Source organism: Polaromonas sp. P1_E1_2 (assembly GCF_056406035.1).
Genome location: NZ_JBFUAZ010000151.1, coordinates 1 through 7,836 on the forward strand (window position 1 = coordinate 1; position 7,836 = coordinate 7,836).

Here is a 7,836-nt window from a genome sequence, read left to right on the forward strand (position 1 = left end):
GTGCTGAGCGCTCTGGAACAGGGTAAAGTGGATTGTGCCGAGAACAACCTGCCTTCGTATGAATCCACCGGCCACTACAAAGTCGCAAAAAACGTTTATATGACCAACCACGTGATCTCGCCCGAAGCGCTGGTGGTGTCGACGAAACTCTGGGACAAGCTGAGCAAGGAAGACAAGGCCGCTTTCGCCGATGCCGGGGCCAAGTCGGCCATCCTGATGCGCGAGTTGTGGAACAAGCGAGTTGCCGCTGCCCTGGAGACAACGACCAAACAGGGCTCGCAGTTCGTCAAGGTCAGGGACGCATCGCCCATGGTCAGGCGCATGGGGCCGCTGTACGGAAAATACATGGCCGATCCGACCACACGCGAAGAATTGCTGACCATTATTGCCAAGTGAGCAAGCTGAATACCGTCATGTTGCTTGATCCCGCGCGGTTTGTGCGCGAGATCGACGGCAAGTCCGTCGGGTTGTTCACGCTGCGCAACCGGCAGGGAATGACGGTTTGCGTGACCAACTACGGCGCCAAGATCGAGCAGATTCTGGTGCCCGGCCGCGATGGACATTTTGGCGACGTGGTGCTGGGCTACGACAGCATCGACGGCGTGATCGGCGGAGCGCCTTCAGTGGGTGCCTTCATCGGGCGCTATGCAGGTCGTATTGGCCATGCGCGCTTCACGTTGGGTGGCAAGGAGCATGTGCTGGCCGCCAACAACGGCCCGCATTGTTTGCACGGCGGCGTGAAAGGCTCGCGTTTTCGGGTATTCGCTGCGGTGCAGCGCAGCGATTCCAGCGTTGAAATGCGTTATGTGTTTGCCGATGGGGAAGAGGGCTTTCCGGGCACGATGACGCTGCGCCTGACCTACAGCGTGACCGAGGCGAACGAGCTGGTGCTCGACTACGAGGCGCTCGCGCTGGATGCCCCCACGGTAGCCAATTTCACCACGCATGCTTTTTTCAATCTCGAAGGCCCGGGAAGTCGTAATGCGCTGGAGCACGAGGTCACGATTTGCGCCGGCCGCTATTTCGAGATGGCGCCTGACCTCATCGCAACAGGCAGGTTGCTGCCGGTGGAAGGAACGCCGTTTGATTTGCGCAAGCCGGTCGTGCTGAACAAGCGCGTGTGCGGCTTGCAAGCCGAGGCCGGTATCGGCCTCGTCGCCGGGTATGACGACTGTTTTGAGATTGACCGCTCTGCCGCCAGTGATGAAGATCTGGCGCTATGCGCGCGCGTGAGTGCACCCATTAGCGGGCGGGTAATGGAAGTCTGGTCGACCGAGCCCACCATGCAGTTCTACACCGGTCTTGTGGCAGGCGAACCGCTGGCTGGCGGGCCGGGCAAGGGCGGCAGGCAGTACGCGCAGCAGCAAAGCCTGTGCTTTGAGCCGCAAGGGTACCCCAACGCACCCAATGTGCCGGCATTTCCTTCCGCCGTGCATGAGCTGGGACGGAGCCGCCAGGGCCGCACGCTCTACCGCTTCAGCACTTCCTAGGCAAGTGCGTTCCGCATGTCAAAATGCTCCGGCAACAAGCAAGGAGCTGAGCATGCGATGGTGGAAACTGGCGTGGATGCTTGGGATGGTGTGGGCGGCGCAGACGACCGGCATGCCAGCATGGGCGCAGCAGCCCGAGCGCGTGCCGCCGCAGATCGTCAAACTGCCTCTGCTGATCGACGGTAAACAGTATGAGGTTGTCACCCATCTCTACAAGCCCGCAGGCGAAGGTCCGTTTCCGCTGGTGATCTTTTCCCACGGGCGGGCGCCGTCGCGCGTTGACAGGGCCAAGCTTGAGTATCCGGTGCTGGTCGGGCACGCCAACTACTGGCTTCGCAAGGGTGTTGCCGTGGTTGCCCCGGTACGGCCGGGATACGGGGATACCGGGGGCRCCGACAGGGAGGACTCCGGCATCCGGTGGAGCGGCAAGGTTTGCACCGGCGACCCCGACTTCACGCGTGTGGCCAGCCACGCGGGCCAGACAGTAGTCGCGTTGCACCAATGGGCGCTGCAGCAGCCCTGGGTGCGCAAGGACAGGGTGCTGCTCGAAGGGCAGTCGGTGGGCGGAATGACGACGGTGTCGGTCGCGGCGCTCAATCTGCCGGGCGTCGTCGGCGCCGTCAATTTCGCGGGCGGCTCCGGCGGTAATCCGGAAGACTCCCCGGCCAGGAGTTGCAAGCCCGAGAACATGGGTAAAACCTATGGTGAACTCGGCAAGCTGGTCAAGGTGCCCAACCTGTGGCTCTACGCCGAGAACGACCAGTTCTGGGGAGCCGAGGCGCCCCGCGGATGGCACGAGGCTTTTAGTGCCGGTGGCAGCGATACACAGTTCATCCAGACCGGCCCGGTTCAGGGACATGACGGGCATTCACTGCTGACCTACGGCGGAAAAATGTGGTCGGTGCCGCTGGATGCGTTCGTGCGCAAGGTGGGACTGACGGCGCCCTGAGTTTTGATCGGGCATAAAAAAGCCCGGAACCCTGCGGGGCCGGCTCATCAAGTCCCTGACTTGCCCATGGAATAATTTCGGATTTCCTGGCAGAGGTCTTCAAGCGCAGTGACCATGGGGATGTCGTAGTGTGCACACACGATGTCCACATTTCCCTTTCGCCAGTAGCCCGGAGGGCAACAGACCACCGCCTTTCTTTCGCGAGCCGCGAGGCCGAGTTCCAGCAAAGTGACGGGAGCCTGGGATTGCGGGGCAAAGTAAAACGCCACCATCCCCACGGCTTCCATCGCGCTCAATTCCCATTCGACCTGCTCACGAAACGGTGGAAAGTCGGCTTGCGCCTGCCAGCTTGAATCCCACTGGGCCCGGCGAGGGTTGAGCAAGGTTCCTGGACAGTCCGCCAGAGACAATGCCAGCTCCGCTTGCCAGTCAACGCTTTTTCCCAAGTCGATGGACCCCGCCAGGAACACGGCTTTGTCAAAAGACAGCGTGGAAAGACGAGTGGGTGGCAGGACAAGCTGCATTTCTCAAATGCGCTCGGTCAGCGTGAAGAAGAAATCCAGCATGTGGAAGTGATCGTCATGAAACCGGTCCTCCATGGAGGTCAATTGATTGACTGGAATCCATTCAGCCGCCGCCGCGTCGTCGGCCGCCTGGATTTCCGGCAGGTGACGCGAGCCCAGATCAAAGAAGTGGGCATGGGTGATCACGCGGCCGCGCAAGCTGCGATCCGGATGGTCAAACACGTGGACTGCTTTCAAGGCGTTTTTCATATCGCCTTCCAGCAAGCGCATCTGGGTTTCTTCCTCCAGCTCGCGCAAGGCTGACTGATACACCGTTTCCCGCTGCTCAATGAATCCGCCCGGCACGGCAAACAAGCCCTTGCCGGGAGAACGTCCGCGCTGTATCAGCAATACCCGGTCACTGCATTTCACGACCGCATCCACCGTCACAAAAACCGGCGCATAGGGAGAGCCGGCCCACTTCGCCTTTTCCTGCCTGAGGCTCTCCCATTCCTGTGCGAGTTCAGGAAAGTAAGGCAAGGCCGCCCAGGTGCGAAGAAATGCGATGGTGCTGGCCGGCGCCTGACTCACTAATGCGGCGAGTGCCGGTTCCAGCGCCGCGCCGGCATTGCCAAAGTAAGCGTCACGCAATGCGCTGGCATCGATCCTGCCTTGCGATTCGACGGCATCAAGCGTCCAGCCGGGGAAATTCTTCAAATACTCGCTGGTCGCATCTTTAAAGTGCCCGACGAGCACAAAGGATGTCCCGGATTTCTCGCCCACCAGCTCCGCCACGCCGTGCTTGACCGCCGATACCCAGCGTTCCTGGTCATAGTAGTCACGCACAGGCAGAAACCGGATTCTGTCCCGGTCGGACTCAGGCAGGGCCAGGCGGATCATTTCCGCCCGCTCTTGCCAGGTGAACGGGTTCTTGGGCGTGCGGGCCTGGTAGGCCGAGCCAAGTACGACGATGCACAGCGGCGCCGCTTCCAGGGCCCGGCGCAGCAGCGCAAGCTGCCCGTTGTGAAAGATCTGGAACCTCCCGATATAAATCGAGACGTCGTGTTTTTTAGGGTTTGATGTCATGAGAGCCTATTGAAATTTGGCGGCAATCGGCATCTGGCGACCGGAGCCGAAGGCGCGCGCGCGCAGACGGATGATGGGGGGGGCCTGCCGGCGCTTGTACTCGTTGCGGGCGATCATGCCCTTGATACGTTCGATCATTGCGAGACTCTCGGGCTGCCGGCGCAGTTGCGCGACGAAAGCGGACGCTTTCTCGTACTCCCACCCGGCCAGCCGCCGGCCTTCGATCAGGAGCTTGAGCACCTCGTCGAGCACCGGGTAAGGTGGCAGGCTGTCCACGTCCTTCTGATCGGGCGCCAGCTCCGCGGAGGGGGCTTTGTCGATGATGGCCTGAGGGATGATTTCTTTGCCTGCGACTTCGTTGAGGTAACTTGACAGGGCGAACACCTCGGTTTTGTAAAGGTCGCCGATCAGGCCCAAGCCGCCGTTGGTGTCGCCATACAGCGTGCAGTAGCCGACCGAGATCTCGGACTTGTTGCCCGTGGTCAGCAGCAGATGCCCGAAGCTGTTGGAGTATTCCATCAGGATGGTGCCGCGTGCACGGGCCTGAAGATTCTCCAGAGCAATACCGTGCAGCGGCTGGCTGAAGGCGGCTTCAAATCCACCGGAAAATTCGTTCACGATGTCGGCGATCGGATGGTGAAGCAGCTCCACCCCCAGATTGCGGCAAAGGACTTCAGAATCATCGACCGAGCCGGCCGACGAAAACCGCGAGGGCATGGTGATGGCCGTCACATTGGATGGGCCCAGGGCCTCGGCGGCCAGCGCCAGCGTCAGCGCCGAATCAATACCGCCGGACGATCCGATCACCGCGCGGGTGAAGCCACAGCGCCGCGCATAGTCCTGCAGGCCGAGCACGATCTGGCGCCGGTAGAACTCCATGGTCGGCAGTCCCTCCACGGGAACGGGGGCGGGTTCATCCCCGGCCAGCGTGAGGAACCGTCCGCTTTCAAAGCGCAGGGTCGTCACGTCTTCGGCGAAGCGTTCGGCTTCAAACACCACACCGGCTTGGGGCTCCACCGCGAACGATGCACCGTCATAGACAAGCTGGTCATGGCCGCCCACCTGGTTGACGTAGAGGATGGGCAATTGGTTGCGCTTGCTGGCGGCGCCAAAGATCTGGTGACGCTGTTCACGCTTGCCGATGTTGGACGGGCTGGCATTGATGGAAATCACCAGGTCGGGCGCGGCGTCGCGCATGCGGTCAAAGGGGTTGATCGCATAATCCAGTCCCTCATCGTTCCAGCCGTCTTCGCAGATCAGCACGCCTACCTTGGCATCCCGGATGCGCAAGACCTTTGCCACATCCTGGCCGGGTTCAAAATGCCGGCGTTCATCGAAGATGTTGTAGGTGGGCAGCAACTGCTTGGCGTATTCCAGCAGCACCTCGCCGCCCTTGATCACGCGCAGCGAGTTGCGCAGCTTCTTGCCCGGCGCTTCGCGGCGCGCGGGCAGGCCGATGACCCAGCAGAGATTAGGAATCTGGCGGGAAGCCAGCAGCAGATCCTGGAGAGCCGAATCGACGCGCTCCATAAAGCCCTCTTCTTCGAGCATGTCGCCGGGGTAGTAGGCCGTGAGCGACATCTCGGAGAAGACAACGATGTCGGACTGGTCGATCCAGGCCTTGCTGGCGGCCGTGACCATCTTGGCCACATTGCCTGAGAGGTCGCCTATGGTGAAGTTCAGTTGGGCGGCGGTGATTTTGAGCATGCTGTCCTCAAACCGAAGCAGGAAAACGGAACACCTGGCGCAGGTAGGCCAGAAAGGTCTGGTCGTTGCACAGCGTCTTGCCCGGGCTGTCCGACAGCTTGGCCACCGGCCTGGCATTGGCGCCGGTCAGCTTCATCACGATGTTCAGCGGCGTCAGCCCGACGTCGTTTGTCAGGTTGGTGCCTATGCCGAAGCCCGTCTGGGTGCGCCCGGCGAAGGCGCGGTAGAGCTTGAGCGCGGTCGGCACGTCCAGCCCGTCGGAAAACACCAGGCGCTTGTTCTGCGGGTCCACGCGCAGCTTGGCGTAGTGGGCCAGGGCTTTTTCACCCCACACAAACGGGTCGCCGGAATCATGGCGCAGGCCGTCGAACAATTTGGCGAAGTAGAGATCGAAGTCCGCCAGAAAGGCGTCCATGCCGACGACGTCCGTCAGGGCCACACCCAAATCGCCGCGGTACTCCTGCACCCAGTCTTCGAGTGCGGCCCGCTGGAAGTCGCGAAGCGTCATGCCCAGCGCTTGGTAGGTCTGCAGGTATTCGTGGGCCATGGTGCCGATGGGCACCAGGTTGAGCTCCTTGGCCAGCAGCACATTGGAGGTGCCTTTGAAATACTGCGGGACTTCGCGTTTGAGCGTGGTGACCACTTCGGTCTGCCAGTCGCGCGAGAAACGCCGGCGCACGCCGAAGTCAAAGAACTCGAAGGGGTTGCGCAGCGAGGGTTCTTTTTCGAAGGCACGCAGGATGTCAATCTTGCCCTGCAGGCGCTTGCGTCCCTCCACAAGGGCGACAGCCTGGTCAGAGCGGCGGAAATAGAGCTCGTTGACGATCGCGAGCACGAAGATCTCGAAGGCCATGGTGTGCACCTGCGGGCCCACGGCCTTGATCACCAGCGTGGGGCCGTCGACCGTGGCTTTGATGAACTCTCGCTGGAATTCAAAGATGCGCAGGAAGTCGACAAAGTCGCTCTTGATGAAACGAAGGCCACGCAGGTAGGCCAGTTCCTCGGGCTGGAAGCGCAGGGTGCAGAGATGGTCGAGCTGCGCATTGACCTCGGCCAGCAGCTCGCTCAAGGGGTAGCCCGGCTGGTTACGGCAGACAAAGCTGTATTCGGCCTCAGTCTGCGGATGCCGGTGCAGCATGGTTTGCCACATGGTGAACTTGTAGAGGTCGGTGTCCAGCAGGCTTTGAATGATGGGTTGCATAGTGGCTTTGTGATGAAGAGAGAACGTCGCTCAGGCGTTGGCTTGCAGGGCTTTGAGGATTTCCGTGCTGGTCGACAGCACCACGCCGCGGCCGGCCATGTCGTCCAGGAAGGCCTGGTGCTGCGCTTCAAAACCGCCGACCGGGCTCATGCAGTCGGTCAGCAGCACCACCTTGCCGGTCTTGCCGGACGGCAGGTTTTCCACGATGTGCTCGGTGGTCGCTTTCACGCAATGGCTGCTGGCCTCGCCGGCGATGATGAGCAGGTCCGCCTGGTCCAGCGAGGCGATCAGCGCAGTGTTGAGCTGCGTCGCCGGGTCTTCTTCATCCGGCACCTCGGCCTGCATGGCGCTGTAGTGTTCGGTCCAGGGGTTGCTGCCTTTGCCGATCTTTTGCACCATGGCAAGGCGGCTGTCTTCCCAGCTGTTGTAGGCAGCCTTCACGGCGGGGTGCACATTGTGGCCCCAGCTGCCGATTTCGCAGTGCACCGGCCAGACCATCAGGGTGTAACGGCCGCGCCGCTCGAGTTCGTCGATGTAGGCCAGGGCTCTGGGCAGCATGGCCGCATCTTTGGGCAGGTAGTCGCCCTTGCGCACCTGCGCCGCCGTGATCGGCGTGAACGGCCCCACGGCCGCGCCGGCGCCGGTCTTCCAGAAGGTCGGGTGAGCGATGTCAAACCTGTGGTGAGAATCCAAAGTCACGCCGATGGCGGAAATGCCGGGCGCGCCTTCACGGATCAGCGTGGCCAGGCGCAGCATGTCGGCATGGGCACCCGCCACGGGCAAGGCCGGCGAGGTGGCTTTCCCCGTCACCGGGTCAATGGGCAGCCAGTCGGCCGGCAGGTCGCAAAAGTCGTTTTGCGGGTCGATGATCAAAAGCTGGATGTTTTTCTTCATGCTGTC

At 61.7% G+C, this 7,836-nt stretch carries 8 protein-coding genes; 3 read left to right on the forward strand and 5 right to left on the reverse strand.

The window, feature by feature from the left end:
* The 3 genes from dctP to AC1D1P_RS09480 all read left to right on the forward strand — a co-directional run.
* The coding region (dctP, locus tag AC1D1P_RS09470) for a TRAP transporter substrate-binding protein DctP (protein ID WP_477672786.1) at nt 1-396 on the forward strand (396 nt) is incomplete at its 5' end.
* A gap of 17 nt (nt 397-413) precedes the next feature.
* Entirely contained in the window at nt 414-1,490 is a 1,077-nt protein-coding gene (locus tag AC1D1P_RS09475; protein WP_477672787.1) for an aldose epimerase family protein, read from the forward strand.
* Nucleotides 1,491-1,542: 52 nt separating this feature from the next.
* Nucleotides 1,543-2,439, forward strand: a complete 897-nt coding sequence (locus tag AC1D1P_RS09480) for a dienelactone hydrolase family protein (RefSeq protein WP_477672788.1) — start codon at nt 1,543-1,545, stop codon at nt 2,437-2,439.
* 47 nt (nt 2,440-2,486) lie between these two features.
* Here AC1D1P_RS09480 and AC1D1P_RS09485 read toward each other — a convergent pair whose 3' ends face one another.
* Genes AC1D1P_RS09485 through AC1D1P_RS09505 form a run of 5 tightly spaced genes read right to left on the reverse strand, consistent with a single transcriptional unit; the run spans nt 2,487 to nt 7,830 of the window.
* A complete protein-coding gene (locus tag AC1D1P_RS09485) occupies nt 2,487-2,963 on the reverse strand; it encodes a nucleoside 2-deoxyribosyltransferase domain-containing protein (RefSeq protein WP_477672789.1) in 477 nt (158 codons plus the stop codon).
* Nucleotides 2,964-2,966: 3 nt separating this feature from the next.
* Nucleotides 2,967-4,028 (reverse strand): NUDIX domain-containing protein, encoded by a 1,062-nt coding sequence (locus tag AC1D1P_RS09490; protein WP_477672790.1) that lies wholly within the window; start codon nt 4,026-4,028, stop codon nt 2,967-2,969.
* Between the two features lie 6 nt (nt 4,029-4,034).
* Nucleotides 4,035-5,735 carry an NAD+ synthase gene (locus AC1D1P_RS09495; RefSeq protein WP_477671046.1) on the reverse strand — a complete coding sequence of 567 codons (1,701 nt, stop codon included), beginning with the start codon at nt 5,733-5,735 and terminating at the stop codon, nt 4,035-4,037.
* A 7-nt stretch (nt 5,736-5,742) separates the two neighbouring features.
* Complete coding sequence (pncB, locus tag AC1D1P_RS09500; protein WP_477671045.1) at nt 5,743-6,936, reverse strand: nicotinate phosphoribosyltransferase; 1,194 nt, start codon at nt 6,934-6,936, stop codon at nt 5,743-5,745.
* 30 nt (nt 6,937-6,966) lie between these two features.
* Entirely contained in the window at nt 6,967-7,830 is an 864-nt protein-coding gene (locus AC1D1P_RS09505; RefSeq protein WP_477671044.1) for a cysteine hydrolase family protein, read from the reverse strand.
* Between the last annotated feature and the right edge of the window lie 6 nt (nt 7,831-7,836).

Bases quoted from the DNA above. Each gene is read 5' to 3' on its own strand.
- AC1D1P_RS09475 (WP_477672787.1), top strand. From the start codon at position 414: ATGTTGCTTGATCCCGCGCGGTTTGTGCGCGAGATCGACGGCAAGTCC.
- AC1D1P_RS09495 (WP_477671046.1), bottom strand. From the start codon at position 5,735: ATGCTCAAAATCACCGCCGCCCAACTGAACTTCACCATAGGCGACCTC.
- AC1D1P_RS09505 (WP_477671044.1), bottom strand. From the start codon at position 7,830: ATGAAGAAAAACATCCAGCTTTTGATCATCGACCCGCAAAACGACTTT.
- pncB (WP_477671045.1), bottom strand. From the start codon at position 6,936: ATGCAACCCATCATTCAAAGCCTGCTGGACACCGACCTCTACAAGTTC.
- AC1D1P_RS09490 (WP_477672790.1), bottom strand. From the start codon at position 4,028: ATGACATCAAACCCTAAAAAACACGACGTCTCGATTTATATCGGGAGG.
- AC1D1P_RS09485 (WP_477672789.1), bottom strand. From the start codon at position 2,963: ATGCAGCTTGTCCTGCCACCCACTCGTCTTTCCACGCTGTCTTTTGAC.